Origin of the sequence: Pseudomonas protegens CHA0 (genome assembly GCF_000397205.1) — a bacterium.
Taxonomy (GTDB): Bacteria; Pseudomonadota; Gammaproteobacteria; order Pseudomonadales; family Pseudomonadaceae; genus Aquipseudomonas; species Aquipseudomonas protegens.
On the sequence record NC_021237.1, the window covers coordinates 1,829,847 to 1,850,001 of the forward strand.

13 protein-coding genes are annotated in these 20,155 nt (G+C 62.4%); all 13 read left to right on the forward strand.

Annotated features, from left to right (window positions below; translation table 11 throughout):
• Window positions 1-24 precede the first annotated feature (24 nt).
• The 13 genes from flgG (at window position 25) to pseI (ending at window position 20,082) form a co-directional block, all read left to right on the forward strand.
• The gene (flgG, locus tag PFLCHA0_RS08235) at window positions 25-810 is read left to right on the forward strand and encodes a flagellar basal-body rod protein FlgG (protein WP_011059950.1); all 786 of its coding nucleotides are present in this window, start codon (window positions 25-27) and stop codon (window positions 808-810) included.
• Between the two features lie 61 nt (window positions 811-871).
• Window positions 872-1,567: a flagellar basal body L-ring protein FlgH gene (gene flgH, locus PFLCHA0_RS08240; protein WP_011059951.1), complete on the forward strand. Its 696-nt coding sequence runs from the start codon at window positions 872-874 to the stop codon at window positions 1,565-1,567.
• Between the two features lie 15 nt (window positions 1,568-1,582).
• The gene (locus PFLCHA0_RS08245) at window positions 1,583-2,692 is read left to right on the forward strand and encodes a flagellar basal body P-ring protein FlgI (protein WP_011059952.1); all 1,110 of its coding nucleotides are present in this window, start codon (window positions 1,583-1,585) and stop codon (window positions 2,690-2,692) included.
• Between the two features lie 10 nt (window positions 2,693-2,702).
• Window positions 2,703-3,965, forward strand: coding sequence for a flagellar assembly peptidoglycan hydrolase FlgJ (gene flgJ / locus PFLCHA0_RS08250; RefSeq protein ID WP_015634618.1), 1,263 nt, complete (start codon window positions 2,703-2,705; stop codon window positions 3,963-3,965).
• A 10-nt stretch (window positions 3,966-3,975) separates the two neighbouring features.
• Window positions 3,976-6,027, forward strand: a complete 2,052-nt coding sequence (flgK, locus tag PFLCHA0_RS08255; protein WP_011059954.1) for a flagellar hook-associated protein FlgK — start codon at window positions 3,976-3,978, stop codon at window positions 6,025-6,027.
• Between the two features lie 13 nt (window positions 6,028-6,040).
• On the forward strand, window positions 6,041-7,609 hold the full coding sequence (locus PFLCHA0_RS08260; RefSeq protein ID WP_011059955.1) for a flagellar hook-associated protein 3: 1,569 nt from the start codon (window positions 6,041-6,043) through the stop codon (window positions 7,607-7,609).
• Between the two features lie 121 nt (window positions 7,610-7,730).
• Window positions 7,731-11,303, forward strand: a complete 3,573-nt coding sequence (locus tag PFLCHA0_RS08265; protein ID WP_015634619.1) for a glycosyltransferase — start codon at window positions 7,731-7,733, stop codon at window positions 11,301-11,303.
• A gap of 414 nt (window positions 11,304-11,717) precedes the next feature.
• Window positions 11,718-14,651 (forward strand): TIGR00180 family glycosyltransferase, encoded by a 2,934-nt coding sequence (locus PFLCHA0_RS08270; protein WP_015634620.1) that lies wholly within the window; start codon window positions 11,718-11,720, stop codon window positions 14,649-14,651.
• Between the two features lie 10 nt (window positions 14,652-14,661).
• Window positions 14,662-15,663: a UDP-N-acetylglucosamine 4,6-dehydratase (inverting) gene (pseB, locus tag PFLCHA0_RS08275; RefSeq protein WP_041752017.1), complete on the forward strand. Its 1,002-nt coding sequence runs from the start codon at window positions 14,662-14,664 to the stop codon at window positions 15,661-15,663.
• Complete coding sequence (pseC, locus tag PFLCHA0_RS08280; protein WP_015634622.1) at window positions 15,660-16,823, forward strand: UDP-4-amino-4,6-dideoxy-N-acetyl-beta-L-altrosamine transaminase; 1,164 nt, start codon at window positions 15,660-15,662, stop codon at window positions 16,821-16,823. Before pseB ends, pseC begins: the two co-directional genes overlap by 4 nt.
• Before the next feature lie 4 nt (window positions 16,824-16,827).
• A complete protein-coding gene (pseF, locus tag PFLCHA0_RS08285; protein WP_015634623.1) occupies window positions 16,828-17,535 on the forward strand; it encodes a pseudaminic acid cytidylyltransferase in 708 nt (235 codons plus the stop codon).
• The gene (pseG, locus tag PFLCHA0_RS08290; protein WP_015634624.1) at window positions 17,532-19,037 is read left to right on the forward strand and encodes a UDP-2,4-diacetamido-2,4,6-trideoxy-beta-L-altropyranose hydrolase; all 1,506 of its coding nucleotides are present in this window, start codon (window positions 17,532-17,534) and stop codon (window positions 19,035-19,037) included. The genes pseF and pseG overlap by 4 nt, the downstream gene beginning before the upstream one ends.
• Window positions 19,030-20,082, forward strand: coding sequence for a pseudaminic acid synthase (gene pseI / locus PFLCHA0_RS08295; RefSeq protein ID WP_015634625.1), 1,053 nt, complete (start codon window positions 19,030-19,032; stop codon window positions 20,080-20,082). Before pseG ends, pseI begins: the two co-directional genes overlap by 8 nt.
• The last annotated feature ends 73 nt before the right edge of the window (window positions 20,083-20,155 follow it).

Here is a 20,155-nt window from a genome sequence, read left to right on the forward strand (position 1 = left end):
AAACAGGCGCGAGAGGAGAAATCAATGCTTCCGGCTCTATGGGTTGCCAAAACCGGTCTGTCCGCCCAGGACACCAACCTGACCGTCATTTCCAACAACCTGGCGAACGTCTCGACCACGGGCTTCAAACGTGATCGCGCCGAGTTCCAGGACCTGCTGTACCAGATCAAGCGTCAGCCGGGGGCCCAGTCCACCCAGGACAGCGAGCTGCCAACCGGCCTGCAGGTCGGTACCGGTGTGCGCATTGTCGGCACCCAGAAGAACTTCACCGCCGGCAGCCTGCAGACCACCGAGCAACCTCTGGACCTGGCCATCAACGGACGCGGTTTCTTCCAGATCCTGCAGCCCGATGGCACCACGGCCTACACCCGTGACGGTACTTTCCACCTGAACTCCGACGGCCAGATCGTCACCGCCAGCGGTTTTGCCCTGGAGCCTGCGGTTGTCGTGCCCAACGATGCGCAGACCTTCACCGTAGGCCAGGACGGCACCGTGTCCATCACCATTGCCGGCAACCCGGCGTCCCAGGTGATCGGCAACCTGCAAACCGCCGACTTCATCAACCCGGCGGGCCTGCAGGCCCAGGGCAACAACCTGTTCCTGGAAACCGCCGCCAGTGGCGCGCCGCAGATCGGTACCCCGGGCCTCAACGGTTTCGGCACCACGCTGCAGAACACCCTGGAAGCCTCCAACGTCAGCACCGTTGAGGAGATGGTCAACATGATCACCACTCAGCGCGCTTACGAGATGAACTCCAAGGTGATCTCCACCGCGGACCAGATGCTCTCGTTCATTACGCAGAAGCTGTAATCAAGTCTTGAGGTCGCCACGGGTCTGAAGTGGTGCACCGGCAACATCGTGAGGAAGGGTCATGAATCGGTTTATTTGTGTTCTAGCGCTGAGTGGGAGTGCCGTGCTCGCGGGCTGTGTCGCCCCGCCGCCCAAGCCCAATGACCCTTACTACGCGCCGGTGCTGCCGCGTACGCCGCTGCCTTCCGCGTCCAACAACGGTTCGATCTACCAGGCCGGCTTCGAGCAGAACCTGTACAGCGACCGCAAGGCGTTCCGGGTCGGTGACATCATCACCATCACCCTGAACGAGCGGACCAACGCCAGCAAGGGTGCCAACTCGGCGCTGACCAAGACCAGTTCCAACAGCATTGGCCTGACCTCGCTGTTCGGTGCCGTGCCCAACACCAACAACCCGCTGGGCGACGGCGACCTGACCCTGAATGCCGGCTACAGCGGCAATCGCGCCACCAAGGGCGACAGCAAGGCGGCCCAGAGCAATAGCCTGACCGGTTCGATCACCGTGACCGTGGCCGACGTACTGCCCAACGGCATCATCGCGGTGCGTGGCGAGAAGTGGATGACCCTCAACACCGGCGATGAGCTGGTGCGGATTGCAGGCCTGGTACGGGCGGACGACATCGCCACCGACAACACCGTGTCCTCGACCCGGGTCGCGGATGCACGCATTACCTATTCGGGCACCGGCTCGTTTGCCGATGCCAACCAGCCTGGCTGGTTCGACCGTTTCTTCCTCAGCCCGCTGTTCCCTTTCTAGGTGATGAAAAGACTCATGCTCAATTTCAAGCACCTGATGGCGGCGGCGTTGTTGCTGTCCACTTCCCTTGGCGTCCAGGCCGAGCGGTTGAAGGACATCGCCAGCATTTCCGGCGTGCGTTCCAACCAATTGATCGGCTATGGCCTGGTGGTCGGGCTTAACGGTACCGGCGACCAGACTACCCAGACGCCTTTCACCTTGCAGACCTTCAACAACATGCTGTCGCAGTTCGGCATCAAGGTGCCGGCCGGCTCCGGCAACGTGCAGTTGAAGAACGTCGCGGCGGTGTCGGTGAGTGCCGATCTGCCGGCGTTCGCCAAGCCGGGCCAGCAGGTGGATATCACCGTGTCCTCCATTGGTAACTCCAAGAGCCTGCGCGGCGGCACCTTGCTGCTGACGCCGCTCAAGGGCATCGACGGCAACGTCTACGCCATCGCCCAGGGCAACCTGGTGGTGGGTGGTTTCGATGCCGAAGGACGCGACGGTTCGAAGATCACCGTCAACGTACCGTCGGCCGGGCGGATTCCTGGTGGTGCCTCGGTCGAGCGTGCCGTGCCCAGTGGTTTCAACCAGGGCAACAGCCTGACCCTGAACCTCAACCGTTCGGATTTCACCACCGCCAAGCGCATCGTCGACAAGATCAACGACATGCTCGGCCCAGGCGTGGCCCAAGCCATCGACGGTGGCTCGATCCGGGTGACCGCGCCCCTGGACCCAAGCCAGCGTGTGGACTACCTGTCGATCCTGGAGAACCTGGAGATCGATCCGGGGCAGGCGGTGGCCAAGGTCATCATCAACTCCCGTACCGGCACCATTGTCATTGGCCAGAACGTCAAGGTCTCGCCGGCGGCGGTGACCCACGGCAGCCTGACCGTGACCATTACCGAAGACCCGATCGTCAGCCAGCCCGGCCCTCTGTCCAATGGCCAGACCGCGGTGGTGCCCCGCTCGCGGGTCAATGCTCAGCAGGAAGCCAAGCCGATGTTCAAGTTCGGCCCGGGCACCACTCTGGATGAGATCGTCCGGGCGGTGAACCAGGTGGGCGCGGCGCCAGGCGACTTGATGGCCATCCTCGAAGCCTTGAAACAGGCCGGCGCCTTGCAGGCCGACCTGATCGTGATTTGAGGTGAGCGCCATGGATATTCGTAAGAGCGGACTGATTGGCAGCGGCGACTCCGGGTCTTACTCCGACCTCAACCGCCTGCAGCAACTGAAGGTCGGCGACAAGGACGGCGAAGCCAACGTGCGCAAAGTGGCGCAGGAGTTCGAGTCGCTGTTTCTCAATGAAATGCTCAAGTCCATGCGCAAGGCCACTGACGTCATAGGCCAGGACAACCCGCTCAATACCCCGGCCGCCAAGCAGTACCAGGACATGTATGACCAGCAGTTGGCGGTGTCCCTGTCTCGCGAGGGTGGCGGTATCGGCCTGGCCAATGTGCTGATGCGCCAGATGATGAAGAACAAGCCGGCTCATCCGAATGCGGCCACCACGACTTTGCCGGCCGCGGCGCCGGTGGCGACTCCGACGCCGATCGCTGCCGGTACCACGGCCCAGGATGGTCCGTTGAGCCGGGTCAACGGCCAGCGCCCGATGTGGGCTTCGCGGGCCCACGATCCTTTGCGCACGAGCGTGGCGCATAACGACATGGTGCTGCTCAACCAGCGGCGTCTGTCCCTGCCCAGCAAGCTCACCGATCGCCTGTTGACCGGCATCGTGCCGTCGGCCGTTGCCGTCGAGGGCGGCGCACAGAACGCCGCGCCGACCCGCAACAGCCCGGCCGCCGATGCTGTGCTGCGGGGCGAGTGGCGGGTCAATCAGGGCTACGCCGCGTCCCAGGGCAAGATGCGGGTCTATGGCCGGGCCATGGCCCAGCCGCCGCTGGCACCGGCCAAGCGTGCCTTCAGTTCCGCCGACGACTTCGTCGCCACCATGCTGCCGATGGCGCAGCAGGCGGCCCAGCGTATCGGGATCGATCCGCGCTACCTGGTGGCCCAGGCCGCCCTGGAAACCGGCTGGGGCAAATCGGTGATGCGCCAGCAGGATGGCAGCAGCAGCCACAACCTGTTCGGCATCAAGGCCGGCAGCAGTTGGCAGGGTGCACAGGCCCGGGCGATCACTAGCGAGTTCCGCAACGGGCAGATGGTCAAGGAGACGGCGGCGTTCCGTTCCTACGATTCCTATCAGGACAGCTTCCACGATCTGGTGACCTTGTTGCAGAGCAACAATCGCTATCAAGAAGTGCTGAAGGTGGCCGATAAACCAGAACAGTTTGTTCGCGAGTTGCAAAAAGCCGGGTATGCAACGGACCCGGATTACGCAAGCAAGATTTCGCAGATAGCCAAGCAGATGAAGAATTACCAGAACTACGCTGCAGCTGGCGTTTCCACGAATTTATAAGGTCTGAATCATGAGTTTGCTCAATATCGGGATGTCGGGGCTGGCCGCCAGCCAAACGTCGTTGATGACCACGGGTAACAACATTGCCAACGCCGACACCGCCGGGTACTCGCGTCAGCAGACCGTGCAGGGCACCAAGGCCTCCAGCCAGAATGGCAACGTCTTCATCGGCACCGGCACCACCCTGGCGGACGTGCGCCGGGTCTATAACAGCTTCCTCGATGCCCAGTTGCGCACCGCCACCTCGCTCAACAGCGATGCCGCGGCGTTCCAGGGGCAGATCAGCCCGATCGACCAATTGCTCTCGGACAGCGGCACCGGCATGACCGGCGCCCTGACCAAGTTCTTCGCCTCGGTGCAGAACCTCAACGCCAAGCCTACCGACGAGGCTTCCCGGCAGTTGCTGCTCAGCGACACCCAGGCCCTGAGCAACCGTTTCAACTCGGTATCCAGCCAGCTCAACCAGCAGAACACCAATATCAACGGCAACCTGGCGAACATGGCGGACCAGGTCAACAAGCTGGCCAACACCGTGGCCCAGCTCAACCAGAAGATTTCCGAGCTGTCGACCAACGGCAACGGCATGCCCAACGATCTGCTCGATGCGCGTAATGAAACCGTGCGCCAGCTTTCGACCTTCATCGGCGTGCAGGTCTCGGAGCGTGGCTCCAGCGTCGACCTGTACCTGGGCAGCGGCCAGCCGCTGGTCATGGGTAACTCGGCCAATACCCTGGAAGTGGTGCAGGGCAAGAACGACCCGAGCCGCTCCGCGCTGCAGTTGAACCGGGGCTCGAGCAGCATCGACATCACCAACCTCACCACCGGTGGCGAGATCGGCGGCCTGCTGCGCTACCGCAGCGAAGTGCTGGATCCGGCGATGAACGAGCTGGGCCGCGTAGCCCTCGTGGTCGCCGACCAGATGAACAGCCTGATGGCTCAGGGCATCGACAAGAACGGTGATTTCGGCGGCAACCTGTTCAACGACATCAACAGTGCCCGGATGATCAGCCAGCGCAGCATTGGCAGTGCCACCAACAGCGCAGGCTCGGGCAACTTCGATGTCACCATCAAGGACACCGGCAAGCTGAGCACCAGCGACTACACCGTGACCTTCAGCAGTGCCACCGACTACAGCGTCAAGCGCTCCGATGGCACCGACATGGGCAGCTTCAGCACCACCACCAGCCCGGCACCGGTGATCGATGGCTTCTCGCTGAAACTCAATGGTACGGTCGGTGCCGGTGACAGCTTCAAGATCACCCCGACCCGCAATGCCGCTACCACCATCCAGACTGAAATGACCGACCCCAAGCGCCTGGCCCTCGCGGCTCCGCTGAAGGCCGAGCTGGCTGCCGGGCTCAAGAGCTCCCTGAGCATTTCCGCGCAGCCTTCCTTGAGCGTGCCGATCGACAACTACGACGCCGCAGCCAAGCTTGAGATGCAGACCGCAATCAAGAATTCGGGTCCGGTCAAAGTGGTGTTCAATGCGCCGGCAGGCGGCAGCCAGAGCTACGACTATTTCGATGCCAAGGGCAACAAGATGGGCAGCGGCTCCATCGTTCCCGGGCAGACCAACACCCTCAACCTGCAGATCAACATGCTGGATGCCAGCGGTGCGCCGATCACCGACGGCGGCACGCCACCGGTGACCAAGACGTTCGGCGTACAGATGACCGTGGCCGGCGCTCCCGCTGCCGGCGACAGCATGAACATCTCGGTGAACGGCGCCGGTTCTTCGGACAACCGCAACGGCCTGGCGCTGGCCGGTTTGCAGAGCAAGCAGACAGTCGATACAGGTTCTGCCAGCAAAGGCATCACCCTGGTGGATGCCTACGGCAAGCTGATCGAGAACGTCGGCGCCAAGGCCAGTCAGGGCAGCCTCGACAGCGCCGCTACCGGCACCATCCTGGCTAACGCCAAGGGCGCCCGGGACTCGCTGTCCGGGGTCAACCTGGATGATGAGACCGGCAACCTGGTCAAGTTCCAGCAGTACTACACAGCGTCGTCGCAGATCATCAAGGCTGCGCAGGAAACCTTCAGCACGCTGATCAACAGCCTTTAAGGAGTCGTAGCCCATGCGCATTTCCACCTCCCAGTTTTACGAGTCCTCGGCTACCAACTACCAGAAGAACTTTTCCAAAGTGGTCCAGAGCAGCGAAGAGGCCAGCAGCCTGGTTCGCGTCAAGACCGCTGCCGACGATCCGGTAGGTGCCGCGCGCCTGCTGCAACTGGGCCAACAGGCTTCGTTGCTGGACCAGTACAAGACCAACACCAACTCGATCAAGGCCTCCCTAGGCCAGACCGAATCGGTGATGACCAGCATCAACAACGTGCTGGCCCGCGCCAAGGAACTGGCCTCCGGTGCCGGCAACGCCGGTTACACCGACGCCGACCGCCAGGCCAATGCTTCGGAACTGGGGCAGATCGAAGAGCAGTTGCTGAGCCTGATGAACTCCCAGGACGAAAACGGCAAGTACATCTTCGGTGGCTCCAAGGATGACGTTCCGCCGTTCAGCCGCAACTCCGATGGCACCTACAGCTACAACGGTGACCAGAGCAGCCTGCAACTGCCGGTCGGCGACACCATGATGATGGCCGCCAACAGCACCGGTTGGGACGTGTTCCAGCAGGCACTGAACACCAGCCGCAGCCAGGTCACCATGACCGCGCCAGCCGTGGATGACGGGCGGATTTCCCTGTCCAACGGCCAGGTGGCCAACAACGGTGCCTACAACAGCCAATTCCGCAGCGGCGAGCCTTACACCGTGTCCTTCGTGTCCGGCACCCAGCTGAAGATCGTCGACGGCAGTGGCAACGATGTGACGGCCGAGGCCAGCAAAGGCGGTGTTTTCGGCACTGCGCCGAACCAGACCGTGAGCTTCCGTGGGGTCGACCTGAGCCTGAACGTCAACCTCAAGTCCGGTGACGACGCCAACGCCGTGCTGCCGGGGCATACCTTCACCCTGGGCTCCAAGCCGGACACCTTCAATGTGGCGCGCTCTCCGGGCAACCCGAGCATGACTCAGGTCTCGAACACCAGCATTACCGATCCGGTGGCCTACAACTCCACCTTCCCCAGTGGTTCGGCGATCCTCAAGTTCACCAGCGCTACCAATTTCGATCTGTACGCTGCGCCACTGACCGCTGATAGCAAGCCGGTGTCCTCGGGCGTGGTCGGGCCGGGCAACGTCGCCACCGCGGCGGGCGTGAGCTTCACCCTGACCGGCGCGCCTTCTCCGGCGGCCAACGATCAGTTCAGTGTGTCGGTCAACACCCACGAGACCCAGAACATACTGGATACCGTGAGCCAGCTGAAAAACGCCTTGAACACGCCAACCGCCGGTAACACCCTGGCGACCCAGAAGCAACTGGCCGACCTCGCCTCGGGGATGGCCAACCTGGCCAGTGGCATCGACCAGCTGTCCATCGGTATCAGTTCGGTGGGTGGTCGTGGTTCGGCCCTGGACACCCAGACCGAAATCAACGAAAGCCTGGCAGCTGCCAACACCAAGACCCGCTCGGCCATCAGCGACTCCGATCCGGCCGAAGTGATGACCCGCCTGACCCTGCAACAGACCATGCTGCAAGCCTCGCAGCTGGCCTTCAGCAAGATTGCCCAACTGGGTCTGTTCAACAAGGTCTGAGTGCGTGGCGTTCGGGCTGGCGCCCGGACGCCGCGATCTTCGAGCAGACAGCCGTCTTTTTTAAGCGGTCTTGCAGCCCTGGCATCACTGGCCAGGGCTCGCCGCTCGAGAGTTTCCCGCCGTGAGCCAAGCCCCTCTAGTCAGCATCGTCATTCCCGCCTTCAACCCACGCTTCTTCAGCCAGGCTCTGGAAAGTGCCTTGGCGCAGACCTATCAGCCACTGGAGATCGTTGTTTGCGACGACAGTCCCGGCGATGAAATCCAGCAGGTTGTACAAGGGCTGAGCGAACCCGCGCACCCGGTGCGTTACTTGCGCAACCCGCAACCTTTGGGGTTGCAGAAAAACCTGTTGCGCTGCGTGAAAGAGGCCCGGGGCGAGCTGATCAAGGTGCTTTGCGACGATGACCGGCTGTTTGCGCCGAGCATCGCCCTGCAGGCGCAAGTGCTGATCGAGCACCCTGAGGTCAATCTGGTGTTCGCACTACGGGTGTTCAACGACGAAGGCAACTCCATTCTTCCGCCGCGGATTGAAAACTGCCGCTTTGCGCCGCTCGACGTGCTGCTCAAAGGCGATGACATGCTGGCGATCTTCGAGGGCACGCGGAAAAACTTCCTCGGCAACTTCAGTGCGGCACTGATGCGTCGAGCCGACGTGCTGGAGGTACTGCCAGCCCTGATCCACAAGGGCGCCGGTTTTGTCGCCTTGCTGGACCTGGCGCTGTTCATCTGCCTGATGCGCCGCGGCAATCTGGCGGCCCTGTCCACCGTGTTGAGTTGCGAGCGCCTGTATCAGGGGCGTTTCAGCCGCACGCCGCAAGTGCTCAAGGCCGTTGCCACCGAATGGGAATGGCTATTGCGGATGCTCTCCGAGCGTTCTGGCGAGTCGGCGCCCGCTGCGGGCTGGGTGCGTTACGTTGAACTGGCGCGAGCCGCCGAGCAGCCACGGCCATGGCGTGAGCTGGGGGTGCTCCATGTGCTGGGCAATCGCAGCGCCGTGGTCAACGGTCGGGTAGGGGGCGAGAGTCAAAGCTACGAGGAGTTCTACCAGCAATGGCTGGCGGCACGTTGCCTGTCGGCGGCGGAACAGCGGTTGCTGCCGCAGCGCATCGAAAGCTGGCCGCGGCGGGTGCGGATCGTGCCGATCGTCATGGACCTGGCAGGTGATGGCGCCGCTCTCGAGCGGACCCTGGGCAGCCTGGCCGGCCAGTTGTACCCAGCCGAAACGATCGTGGTGTTGTCCACCGCTGCCGGTACAGCCGGGGAGGCTGTGCTGCGTCAACCCTTGCGGGCCGACTGGGCCGGGCAACTCAACGAACTGATCCCTCGCCTGGATACCTGTGACTGGTTCTATCTGTTGCAGTCGGGTGACCAACTGCGTGACACGGCATTGCTGGTGCTGGCCGAGCGGATCGCCAACACCCCGGCCATGCTCTGCGCCTACAGTGACGAAGGCGCATTGCTTGATGGTCAGTCAACCGAACCGGTGTTCAAGCCCGACTTCAACCTCGATTTGATGCGTGCCTACCCTTATGTCGGGCGCTCGCTGGCCTTTTCCCGCGAGCGTTTCCTGAGCGAGGGAGGCTTCGATTGCGCACGTGGCGAGCTGGCGCCCCAGGATCTGTTGTGGCGGCTGGTGGAAAATGTGGGCCCGCAAACCATCGAGCATATTGCCGATATCCAGATCGAGTCCGAGTTCCCGTTCGCAAAGTGGTTGTCCCGGCCCCAGGTCATCGAAGCCAGTGAGGGGCTGGTCGCTGCGCACTTGCAGCGCATCGGCGTGCAGTACCGGATCCGCCATGATGATTTGCCCTTGCTCAATCGCATCGACTATCAGCACGGTGCGCGGCCGCTGGTGTCGATCATCATCACCTGCGGGGATTCGCTGCCGGCCTTGCAGCGTTGCGTCGAAGGCCTGATCGAGCAGACCGCCTACAACCATTACGAGATCCTGCTGGTGGCTGCCGGCAGTCGCGACCCGGACATGGCTGACTGGCTGGCGGCCATGGGGCAGTTGGGGGGCAACATGCTGCGGGTCTTGCCTTATGCCGGCCCCGCCAACCAGGCGGCCTTGACCAACAGCATTGCGGCCCAGGCTCGCGGCGACTACCTGCTGTTGCTCAGCCACGACACACGGATCTGCACCAGCGACTGGCTGGACGAGCTGCTCAACCAGGCCCAGCGTCCGGAGGTGGCTGTCGTGGGGGCGCGCATCCTTGCTACCGATGGCTCCATCCTGCATGCCGGGCAGGTACTGGGCATGTCTGGGCCCGTGGGCTCGCCGTTCATCGGCGAAGCACTGGGTGCCCGTGGTTATATGCAGCGTCTGCAGGTGGTGCAGAACTGGAGTGCGGTCAGCCGCGACTGCCTGATGATCCGCAAGGACGTGTTCGACAGTCTGGGCGGGCTGGATGAACAGAGTTTCGGCGCTGACCTGGGTGAAGCCGACCTGTGCCTGCGCGTCGATCGCGATGGCTACCTGGTGGTCTGGACCCCCCACGCCACCCTGATGCTGGCCCCGGCGTTGGCGCCACCGCAGGCGCCTGAGCAGCAGCAGATGCAGGAGGCTGAACAGGAGCGCTTCTACCGTCAGTGGCTGCCGAAGATCGCTCGCGATCCAGCCTACAATCCGGCCCTGAGCCTGGGGTTCTCCAGTTTCAGCCTGGAACCCAGCCTGCGCAACAACTGGAACCCGTTCTGCTCACGAGCCTTGCCGCTGGTGCTCGGCTTGCCGGTCAACAGCAGCGCGGTCGGGCATTACCGGGTCACCGGGCCACTGCGTGAGCTGGAAGCTGCAGGCAGGGTCATCGCTCGGGTGGCATACGAATCTCCGACCACCGTGGAAATCGAGCGTTTGTCGCCCGATACCATCGTGCTCCAGGGGCGCTACAGCGACGGCGCGGCCAGCGACATTCTGCGAATGAAGAAGTACTCCAGTGCGTTGCGGGTCTTCGAACTCGATGATTACGTGGTCAGCGCGCCAAAGAAAAACAGCCATGCTCGCAACAAGCCGGCGAACATCGAGCAGATGCTGCGCGACGGCATTGCCCTGTGCGATCGGCTGGTGGTCACCACTCAGCCGCTGGCGGATGTCCTGTCGGACATGCACAGCGATATCAGGGTAGTACCCAATATGCTCGCCCCTGAGCCCTGGGCGGGGCTGAGCAGCCGTCGCGGTACTTCCAGCAAGCCGCGGGTTGGCTGGGGTGGGGGCACCAGTCACACCGGGGACCTGGAGGTCATTGCCGATGTCGTGCGTGAACTGGCCTCTGAGGTGGAATGGGTGTTCTTCGGCATGTGCCCCGACGCCTTGCGCCCTTATGTGCACGAGTTCCATCCGGCGATCGGCTTGCAGGCTTACCCCCTCAAGCTCGCCAGCCTGAACCTCGACCTGGCTCTGGCACCTCTGGAGTTCCATATTTTCAATGACTGCAAGAGCAACTTGCGGTTGCTGGAGTACGGAGCCTGCGGCTACCCGGTCATTTGCACCGACACTGAGGCCTATCGTGGCTTCCTGCCTTGCACCAGGGTTCGCAGCAACACGACCGAAGAGTGGCTGCAGGCGATCCGCATGCACCTCAGCGACCCTGTTGCCAGCTACCGCATGGGAGATGAATTGCGCGAGGCGGTGCGGCGCGACTTCATGCTGGGCCCCGACAACCTGCAGCACTGGATGTGGGGCTGGTTGGCAGACTGAAGAAACCGCTGCAAAAAAAGCCACGCCTGCCAAGCGTGGCTTTTTTGTTTCTTGCGTGGCCTCTCGCAGTGGCGGGGGCTGCGCTCTACGCACCGATGGAACTGGCGCGTTTCCTGCAGCCTTGCTGGCAATTGTCATAAAACGAACGCTGTCGATGATCGGGTGTGTCTTCCGGCGCTCATGGGTGTAGCGCACGCGTGCGGGTAGCTTCCGGCTCGCCTGTTGTGGCCGGTGCCTGGAGTCAGGCGTAGCGTTGGCCAGGTGTTGAGCAGTTCTCAAGCCAATTCTTTGGCGCATCCAGGGGCGCAGTTGCGCTCGCGGGATGGATGAGCCGAGAGGGACATGCCGGGTCGGGTTCGTACAACATTAATGATTTGAGGTTCCAGGCGATCAGCCGGATGAGGGAATGGACAGATGTGGGTTCAAACAAAAGCAAACGAGGATGCAGCCCCAATGAGTGAGCGTTTCACTCTGGTGCTATTGACCCACGAGGCCAAGGCGCTGGCACAGCGAGCGCTGCGCTACTACAGCAGCTTTGCCTGTTCCATCCTGGTTCTGGATTCCTCGGAAAAGGCGGACGAGTCTCTGGCTCGCCAATTCCCGAAGGTGGATTACCGCCACGTGCCACAGTTTTCCCGGCAGGACCAGCAGGGCAAGCTGACTTACGGTGTGGGCCTGGTCGACACGCTCTACCTGGCGATTGCCAGCGACACCGACTTTTTGATCGCCGATGGGATTAGCGCCGCGCTAGCTTTCCTTGATGCCCACCCCGATTACGCGGTCTGCCATGGCTATGGCCTGATGTATTCGGCGCGGGTCCTGGAAACCAGCTATTACCTGCGCGATCGCAAGGGGCCCGAAGACTTCGCCGCCGCGAACGGGCGTGAGCGGATCATGAGTTTCATGGGGCATTACCTGAGCCCCTTCAATGCCGTGACCCGCACCGATGTGCTGCGCCAGTGGTACAGCCAGTTGCCACCTGCGGTGAGCACCGAGTGGCTGGATATCGGTTACGCCTTCTTCCTGTTGGCCACTGCCAAGGCGCGGATCCTGCCGGTTCCGTTCATTGTTCGTGAGGCCAATAGGGAGGCCCTGGAGCGCACCGCCCGCATTCAGGCGTTGCTGAGCAGCAAGGATGCCGGCTCGTTGGCCCAGCATCAGCAATTTGCCGAGTTTCTTGCGACCCTGCCGCACAACTGCGAAGGCCCGGATGCGCAGCAGATGAAGCAGCTGGCGCTGGACAGCTTTGCCGCCTTGGCCGAGTGCCTTGAAAGTGGCCGTTCGCTCAAGGGTGTGATGATCTTTCGCTCCACCTGGAGCGAGGTCGGCAAGGACCCGGTGCGTGCTTTCGGCTCGGAGCAGTTTGTCGAAATGCCGTTCTACAACCAGCCGATGTTCGATCTGTTGACGCAGATCGAGTTTCTTGTGCATGCGATGCCTGCGGGGCGCCTGCAGCTCAATGAGCTGGAAGGGGTGCTGCTCAAGCAGGAGGAATTGCTGCGGGTGCACTCGAATGACACGGCGCGAACCCTTCGCAGCCGGCTGTGGGAAGCCATGGCGCTGAACCTGTTCAACTTCACCGTGGTCAAGCGCCTTGCCGAGTCGATGCGCGATACCGACGAAGTGGAGGTGTTCCGCGAACTGCAGGAGTGGGCAGCCCGCCTCAAGGCGCTGCCGGCCACCGATAGCAGCGCGTTGTTTGCCAATACCCAGTCCGGGCAGTTGTTCAGCTGGCTGGAAGGCCGTGGCCCGAAACCGGGTCAGTTCAAGTCGATCGCCCATCTGCTGGGAAGGCGCGCCGGTGGGCCGCAGTTTCAGATTCTGCTGCTCGACCTCGACGCCGACATGATCAAGTTGCAAGCCACTTTCGATTCCCTGATGGCCAACCACTGCAAGGCATTCAAGCTGGTGGTGCTGACCACCGGCGATCTGCCGGCGATGACCACGGCACAGGACACTGTGCACTTCGTCAAGGTCAGCCAGGGCAACTATATCGAGCGCCTGAATCAGCTGGTGGCGCAGTCCACAGCGCACTGGGTACTCCTGATGGAGGCGGGTGACCAGCTCACCGCAAGCGGGCTGCTGCGGGCAAGCCTGGAGTTGCTGGGCGCCGAAGGCATCAGGGCCGTGGCGATGGATGAGGTGCAGCGGCAAGCCGATGGCACCTTGCGTCACGTGTTCCGTCCCGGAGTCAATCTGGACCTGCTGCAAAGCGCCCCCAATCTGATGGCGCGCCATTGGCTGCTGCACCGTGAAGTGCTGGTGCAGGCAGGTGGGTTCAATCGCGAGTTTGCTCGGGCCGTCGAGCTGGATCTGGTTCTGCGCCTGATCGAGGACGGTGGTCTGGCCGGCCTGGCTCATCTCGCCGAGCCGCTGCTGATCTGCCAGGCTGCGCCAGCCGGGGAAAATGCCGAGGAGCGCCAGGTACTGAGCCGTCACCTGGCCAATCGTGGTTATCGGGCCCAGGTCAGTTCTGCCCAGCCAGGGACCTACCAGATCGACTATCAACATGCCGAGCGGCCGCTGGTTTCGATCATTCTGCCGAGCCAGGACAACTTCGCCGAGCTGCAACGCTGTCTGGTGAGTGTGCTGCAACGCACCCGCTACCAGCGTTACGAGGTGCTGATTGCCGAGAACCACAGCCAGAACGCCGAACTCGATAGCTGGCTGGCCAGCCTGGAACGCCAGGGGGAGCGGATCCGGGTGTTGCGCAGCGGCCAGCGGGTGAGCACTTCGGCACTGCACAATGCAGCCTGCGCTGAAGCCAAGGGGGAGTACCTGTTGCTGCTTTCGGCCGATGCCGAAGTGGTCAATGCCAACTGGATCGACAGCCTGCTCAACCAGGTACAGCGTCCGGAGATCGGGATTGTCGGCGCCAGGCTGGTGAATGAGCGCGGCATGACCACCCAGGCGGGCCTGATCCTCGGCCTCAATGGCCAGCTGGGCGCAGCCTTCGCCGGAGAGGCCAAGGATGCTCCGGGCTACATGAACAGCCTCTGGGTGGAGAAGAACTACTCGGCGGTATCCGGCGTCTGCCTGATGATCGCCAAGGCGTTGTTCGAGGCCGTAGGTGGTTTGGACGAGGAGCATTTCGACCAGGCCTTCGCCGATGTCGACCTGTGCCTGAAGGTGGCCGATGCCGGTTATCTCACCGTCCTGACTCCGCAAGCGCAGGTCATGCATCCCGGCACCCTGGCGCAAGATCCACAGGCCTTGGCAGCCCTGAAAGACAAATGGGCGGCGCGCTTTGCGCAGGATACGGCCTACAACCAGAACCTGGCGTTGACTGGCAAGGGCTTTGCGCTGGGGGCCGCGAGCGCGGTGAACTGGAACCAGTTGCTGGGATAAGGAATCAATGATGTTCAACGGCAAATCCATTTTCATTTCCGGTGGCACCGGCTCCTTCGGGCGCAACTTCATTCGACGCCTGCTGGAGCAGTATCAGCCCAAGCGGGTCGTGGTGTTCTCTCGCGATGAGCTCAAGCAGTACGAGATGCAGCAGACCTTCAATGCGCCCTGCATGCGTTACTTCCTCGGCGATGTTCGCGATGCCGAGCGCTTGCGCCAGGCGATGCGGGGTATCGACTATGTGGTGCATGCCGCGGCGCTGAAACAGGTGCCGGCGGCCGAATACAACCCCACGGAGTGCATTCGCACCAACGTCAATGGCGCTGAAAACATCATTGCTGCGGCCATCGACAACGGGGTACAGAAGGTCGTTGCCTTGTCCACCGACAAGGCTGCGAGCCCGATCAACCTGTATGGCGCCACCAAGCTGCTGTCGGACAAGCTGTTCGTGGCGGCGAACAACATCGCGGGTGAGCAGGCCACTCGATTTGCCGTGGTGCGCTATGGCAACGTTGCAGGTTCCCGAGGTTCAGTGGTGCCGTTCTTCAGCCAGCTGATTGCCAAGGGTGCAACGGAGCTGCCCATTACCGATGAGCGCATGACCCGCTTCTGGATCACCCTGGACCACGGGGTGCAATTTGTTCTGGACAGCTTCGCGCGGATGCACGGCGGGGAGATTTTCGTGCCGAAGATTCCGTCGATCCGCATCGTCGATCTGGCCTTGGGGATGGCCGCGCACTTGCCACACAAAGAGGTGGGGATTCGTCCGGGGGAGAAGCTCCATGAGTTGATGGTGCCTCTGGATGATGCGCGCATGACCCTGGAGTTCGACGATCACTACACGATCCAGCCCTCCATCCGCTTTACCAGCGTCAACGTTGATTTTGCCGTGGACGGCAAGGGCGAGCGGGGCGTTTCTGTGGCCGAGGATTTCGAGTATCGCTCCGATACCAATCCGGAGTTTCTGTCGGTCGGGCAGATAGCCGAACTGCACACCGGGATCGCACCATGATTCCTTATGGTCGCCAAAGCCTTGACCAGGAGGATATCGATGCCGTGCTGGGGGTCTTGCACTCCGACTGGTTGACCCAGGGGCCAACAATCGAGTCTTTCGAGCAGGCAATGGCGACCGTCTGCAAGGCAGCCTATGGCGTAGCGGTGTGCAACGCCACTGCCGCCTTGCATATTGCTTGCCTGGCGGCGGGCCTGGGGCCGGGCGATAGGTTATGGACCACTCCTAACACGTTCCTCGCGTCGGCCAACTGTGGTCGTTACTGTGGTGCGGATGTGGACTTTGTCGATATCGATCCGCGGACCTGGAACCTCGACGCCGAGGCATTGGCCCTCAAGCTGCAAGCGGCCGAGGCCAGCGGGGCATTACCCAAGGTGGTGATCGCGGTGGCGTTCTCGGGGCAGAGCTGTGATATGCGACGCCTGGCGGAACTGGCCGAGTGTTATGCCTTCACCTTGATCGAGGATGCCTCCCACGCGGTGGGCGCCAGCTATGCGGGGCGTCCGGTTGGCTGTGGAGAATTCGCTGCGATGACGGTGTTCAGCTTTCATCCGGTGAAGATCATCACCAGTGCCGAAGGTGGAATGGTCATGACCAATAGCCCGGAGCTGGCGGATCATCTGCGTCGTCTGCGTAGCCATGGCATGACCCGCGACCCGGCGCAGATGGTGGGCCAGAGCCATGGCCCATGGTATTACCAGCAGGTCGAACTGGGCTTCAACTACCGCATGACCGATCTTCAGGCGGCGCTCGGGCGTTCGCAGTTGAATAAGCTACCGGGCTTTTTACAACGCCGGCGTTATCTTGCAGAGCGTTATCAGCATCTGTTGCAGGGCCTGCCGTTGAGCCTGCCCCAGGCTCAACCTGATGCTCACTCGGCCTGGCACCTGTATGTCGTGCGCTTGCAACTCCAGCACATCAAACACTCGCACCGTGAGGTCTTCGAGGGGCTGCGCAAGGCTGGGATCGGAGTCAACCTGCATTACATCCCAGTGCACCTGCAACCCTACTACCGGGATCTGGGTTTTGCTGAGGGTGATTTCCCCGAGGCGGAGCGTTATTACGCCCAGGCCGTCAGTTTGCCGATGTATCCCGGGCTGACGGATGACCAGCAGGACTACGTTGTACAGCAATTGCGACATTGGATTCAGGAGCTGTAGCGCCATGAGCTCGATCGCGATTATCCCCGCCCGAGGTGGCAGCAAGCGAATTGCGAGGAAGAACCTCAAGCCCTTCGATGGCGTGCCGATGCTCGCCCGTTCTATCGATAAGGCGCTGGGTTCGGGGTTGTTCCAGCGCGTGGTGGTCAGCACCGACGATCCCGAGATCGCCGAGCTGGCCATTGCCTGTGGCGCAGAGGTGCCTTTTGTCCGACCGCAGGCTCTGGCGGATGACTTCACCGGCACTGCGGCGGTGATCGTGCATGCCTTGCAAGCGTTGCGGGAGCTGGGGCAGCAATTCGAATATGCCTGTTGCATCTATGCCACCGCCCCCCTGTTGCAACTGCGTTTTTTGCGCCAGGGGCTGGCGTTGCTGGAGCAGCATCAGGACAGGTCGTTTGCCTTTTCGGTGTGCAGTTTTGGTTTTCCGGTGCAACGGGCGCTGACGCTCGACGAGCAGGGCGCTCTGGGCGCGCTGTATCCGGAGTTCAGTCAGGCCCGCTCCCAGGATTTGCCCGTGGCCTATCAGGATGCGGCGCAGTTCTACTGGGGTAGAAGCCAGGCCTGGCTGGAGGGGGAGGCGTTGTTCTCTTCTCGCAGCTTGCCGGTGATCCTGCCGCGTCACCTGGTTCAGGATATCGACACCGAAGAGGATTGGCGGCGGGCGCAATACCTGTACGCCGCGCTCAAGGCCGCAGGAGAGCTGGAGTGAGGGTGCTGATCCGGGCTGACGCCTCGCCGGCGATCGGCAGCGGCCACGTGGCCCGCTGCCTGACCCTGGCTCAGGTGTTGCGCCAGCAGGGGGCCGAAGTTGCATTCGCCTGCCGTCGCCTGCCCGGCAATCGCTTGGCGGCCTTGCAAGCTGAAGGTTTTCCGACCGTTGCACTGCCTGAGTTCTATACCGATGAGAACCCTCGGTTGGGTATCGAAGCGCCCTTGCCCTGGCAGGCCGATATCGCGGCACTGCAGGAAGCCCTGGTAGATCAGCCGGCCTTCGACTGGGTGCTGGTGGATCACTACGGCCTTGATCATCAGTGGCAAAGCGCCGCTCGCCGATGGGCGCCGCGGATCGCCGCGATCGATGATCTGGCCAACCGCCGGCATGCCGCAGATCTGTTGCTGGACCAGAACTTCAGTGGTTCGGCCGAGGCGTATGCCGGGTTGTACGGCACACAGTGCCGGACCTTGTTCGGGCCGCACTTTGCCTTGCTGCGTGAGGAGTTCCGGCGCCCTCCGATCCTGATTCGGCCGCAGGCCCAGCGGCTGCTGGTGAACTTTGGAGGTTTTGATGCTGCCGGCCAGACCCACAAGGCCATGCTGGAGCTGGCGGACCTGCATGAACTGCAGGTGGATTTTGTTGCTGGCAGTGGCAACCCGGATTGGCAGGCCATGCAGATGCTGGCAGCAGACCGGCCGAACTGGCACTTGCACAGTTATGTGAACGACTTCGCCGGGTTGCTGGCCGAAGCAGACCTGTGCCTGGGGGCCGGGGGCGGTACCAGTTGGGAGCGTGCGGTGCTGGGCGTGCCTACGTTGTGCATCACCGTGGCCGGCAATCAGCAGGCCAATGCCCGGCTGTTGGCTGAAGCGGGTGCCCACTTGTACCTGGGGCCTTGTGAGCAGGTGGAAGTCGGACAACTGCGCGATGCCGTGAAGCTCATGCTGGGCAACCCTGGGCTGCGCCATAGCCTGGCTGCTCGTGCCCGGAAACTGGTCGATGGCCTGGGCTCGCAGCGGGTGGCCGCGGCGCTGTTCGCGGCGGCAGTTCGTCTGCGACCGGCGACCCTTGACGATGCCCGGCTGCTATTTGACGGGCGCAATAGTGATCTGGTCAGGCGCTGGTCGCAGCAGCCCGAGGCCATCGACTGGTGGAACCATGTGCAGTGGCTGGAGGCCTGTCTGAGCGACCCACAGTGTTTGCTGCTGATCGCCGAGTTGCCAGATGGCCCTCTGGGAATGCTGCGTTATGACCGGGAGGGAGGGCAGGCCGAGGTGTCGATCTACCTGTTTGCCGGACGCTTCGGCCTAGGCTGGGGGCAGGTTCTACTGGAGCAGGGGGAGGCCTGCCTGCTGCGCCATTGGCCCGATGTGCAGCGCCTGCGGGCACAGGTCCTGTCGAATAACCAAGTGTCGCTGAGTTTGTTTCGCCGGGCTGGCTATCGCCAAGGCGCCTGCGAATTCACCCGTATGTTGAAGGAACATCTGGATGACTAGTTTCAAGATTGGCTCGCGCTTCGTGGGCGCCGGCCATGGGCCGTTGATCATTGCGGAGATGAGCGGCAACCATAACCAGTCGCTGGATGTGGCCTTGCAGATTGTCGAGGCAGCGGCCAGGGCCGGTGCCCATGCACTGAAGTTGCAGACCTATACCGCCGACACCATGACGCTGGACCTCGCTCAGGGCGAGTTCTTCATCAAGGACCCGGACAGCCTCTGGGCCGGATCATCGCTCTACCAGCTTTACCAACAGGCCCACACACCCTGGGAATGGCATCAGCCGATCTTTGCCCGGGCCAAGGCCCTGGGCATGCTGGCCTTCTCCACGCCATTCGATGAGAGCGCCGTGGATTTCCTGGAAAGCCTCGACGTTCCGGCCTACAAGATCGCCAGTTTTGAAAACACCGACCTGCCGTTGATTCGCCGGGTGGCCGCTACCGGCAAGCCGCTGATCATCTCCACTGGCATGGCCAGCATTGCCGAGCTGGACGAAAGTGTCCGGGCTGCACGACAGGCGGGTTGCCGCGATCTGGTGCTGCTCAAGTGCACCAGCACCTATCCTGCATCACCGACCAACAGCAATCTGCTGACCATTCCTCATCTGCGGGAGTTGTTCGGCTGTGAGGTGGGCTTGTCCGATCACAGCATGGGTGTCGGTGTGTCCGTGGCGGCGGTGGCGCTAGGTGCCACAATGATCGAGAAACATTTCACCCTGGATCGAGCTGCCGGTGGGGTCGACGCCAGCTTCTCCCTGGAGCCTGCAGAGATGGCCAGCCTGGTGCTGGAAACCGAGCGGGCCTGGCAGGCCATGGGGCAGGTCAGCTATGGCGCCACCCAGGCCGAGAGCAAATCACTGGTTTACCGCCGGTCGCTGTATGTCACCCAAGACATGCAGGCCGGAGAGCTGTTCAGCGCCGACAACGTGCGGGCCATCCGTCCCGGGCTGGGGCTCGCTCCCAAGCACTATGACGCCCTGCTTGGCCGTCGCGCGCGCCAGGCCCTCAAGCGCGGCACCGCGCTGGACTGGGCATTCGTCGAGTAGCCCTTTGTATGGCAGTTTCGGCAAAATAGCGTGACCTGTGAGTCATAACGTGCATCTTCACTGTATTGTATCG